This is a genomic window from Rhizobacter sp. (assembly GCF_031412495.1).
In the GTDB taxonomy this organism is placed as follows: domain Bacteria; phylum Pseudomonadota; class Gammaproteobacteria; order Burkholderiales; family Burkholderiaceae_C; genus Schlegelella_A.
This window is the reverse complement of the sequence record NZ_JANODC010000494.1, coordinates 1-1,889: the sequence shown is the minus strand read 5'-3', so window position 1 is coordinate 1,889 and position 1,889 is coordinate 1. Positions and strand designations below refer to the sequence as shown.

Annotated in this window: 2 protein-coding genes and 1 pseudogene; all 3 read right to left on the bottom strand. The window is 66.3% G+C overall.

Going from position 1 to position 1,889, the window contains the following annotated elements:
- On the bottom strand, nucleotides 1-546 hold a 546-nt coding region (locus AC30N0_RS18510), incomplete at its 3' end, for a TRAP transporter small permease (RefSeq protein WP_489519357.1).
- 16 nt (nucleotides 547-562) lie between these two features.
- Complete coding sequence (locus tag AC30N0_RS18505) at nucleotides 563-1,558, bottom strand: sialic acid TRAP transporter substrate-binding protein SiaP (RefSeq protein WP_489519356.1); 996 nt, start codon at nucleotides 1,556-1,558, stop codon at nucleotides 563-565.
- A 107-nt stretch (nucleotides 1,559-1,665) separates the two neighbouring features.
- Nucleotides 1,666-1,889: pseudogene (locus AC30N0_RS18500) on the bottom strand (BMP family ABC transporter substrate-binding protein); the annotation flags it as partial.

Here is a 1,889-nt window from a genome sequence, read left to right as displayed (position 1 = left end):
GGACGTCATCGGCCGCTCGAGCACGCTCCAGCCGCGGCGCCAGTGCACGCGCGCGACCTTGATCGAGCGATACGTCATGGCGACGAAGCCGAGCAGGACGACGCCGTAGACGAGGTTCATCGGCGCTTCGACGACCGTCATGCGCGTGTTGCTGCCGAGCTTCCACATCATCTGCGCCGTCAGGACGACGGCGGCCGCGAAGAACGCGACGCGCAGCACGTCGACCGCGCGCGAGAGCCAGCGGCCGAGGACGGCCGGCATGTGGCGATAGAAGAAGTCGACCTGGATCTGCGCGTTCTTGGCGACCCCGATCGTCGCGCCGACGAAGACGACCGCGATCAGGAGATAGCGGGCGATCTCCTCGGTCCACGACGCCGAGTCGTTGAAGACGTAGCGGGTGATGAACTGATAGAAGACCGTCAGCGCCAGCAGCCAGAAGAAGCCGAGGGCGACCCAGCCCTCGGTGATCGTGTCGGAAAGATCGACGGCCTCGTCATGGAGATGGAAGTGGCCTTCCTCGTCGATGATCTTTTCTTCTTCGGCCATGGCGCGACGGCGCTTGCTACTTGATGTTGATGATGCGGTCGTAGTCCTGCTGGCGGTAGCCGAGGTCGGTGGGCTTGGTCGTCTTCAGCACCGCGTCGCGGAAGGCGTTCTTGTCGACGACGATGACGTTGTTGCCCTTCTTCTTGAACTCGTCGACCAGGCGAAGCTCGGAAGCGGCGATCTCGCGGCCCGCCTTGTCACCAGCCTCTTCCATGACTTCGGTGAAGATCTTCTTGTCCTCGGCCGAGAGCTTGTTCCAGGTCTGGCCCGATACGACCGTGAGCAGCGAGTCGATGATGTGCCCGGTGAGGGAGATGTTCTTCTGCACCTCGTAGAACTTCTTCGCCTCGATCGTCGGCAGCGGGTTCTCCTGCGCGTCGACGGTGCTGTTCTGCAGCGCCAGGTAGACCTCGGCGAAGGCGATCGGCGTCGCGTTGGCGCCGAGCGCCTTCGGGAACGCCATGTAGGCCGGGGCGTCGGGCACCCGGATCTTCAGGCCCTTCATGTCTTCCGGCTTGGCGATCGGGCGCGCGGCCGACGAGGTGACCTGACGCGCGCCGTAGTAGGTGAGCGCGGTCACCTGGTTGCCGCTCTTTTCGTTGTAAGCCTTGGTGAGCTCCTTGAACACGTCGCTCTTGGCGTACTTCAGCATGTGGTCCGCATCACGGAAGATGAACGGGAAGTACGACACCGCGAGCGGCGGGTGAGTCCGCGCCGCGAAGCTGGCGCCGGTGAGGATGATGTCGACGGTGCCGAGCGTCAGGCCCTGGTTGATGTCGGATTCCTTGCCCAGGCTCGAGGCCGGGAACACCTGGACCTCGTAGCGGTTGTTGGTGCGCTTCTTGATCTCGTCGCCCGCCCACACCGACCACTTGTGGTACGGCTCGGAGACTTCGTAGACGTGCGCCCACTTCAGCTTGGTCTGGGCCTGGGCGCCGGCGAGCGGCGCGAGGGCGCCGGCGACGACGGCGCAGGCGGCGAGCGCCCGGAGGGCGGTTCTCTTGGTGTTCATCATGTCTCCTGGAAGGAATGTCGGAGGCCGGTGCGGCTCGCCCGGCACGCTAGGGCCGGGGCTCTCGCCGGGCAACGGGCGAAACCCTGCTTGCGCCCGAGCTCGGCTCAACGGCGCTTGGGCACGGCTCCGACCACGCCCTCGACGAACCAGTCCATCGCCTTGATCCCGGCGTCGTCGAGGCTGCCGGTGGCCAGGCGCAGGGCGCCGGCGTTGTCGCGCAGCGGCCCGGCGAACGGCTTGAGGCTGCCGGCGACGATCGCCGCGCGCCGGCGCTGCAGGCCGCTCTTCACCGCCTCGGGCAGGGCAGGATCGACGGCGGCGATGTCGA

What these genes read in the sequence shown, in the direction of transcription:
- AC30N0_RS18505 (WP_489519356.1), bottom strand. Translation starts at nt 1,558, where the DNA reads ATGAACACCAAGAGAACCGCCCTCCGGGCGCTCGCCGCCTGCGCCGTC.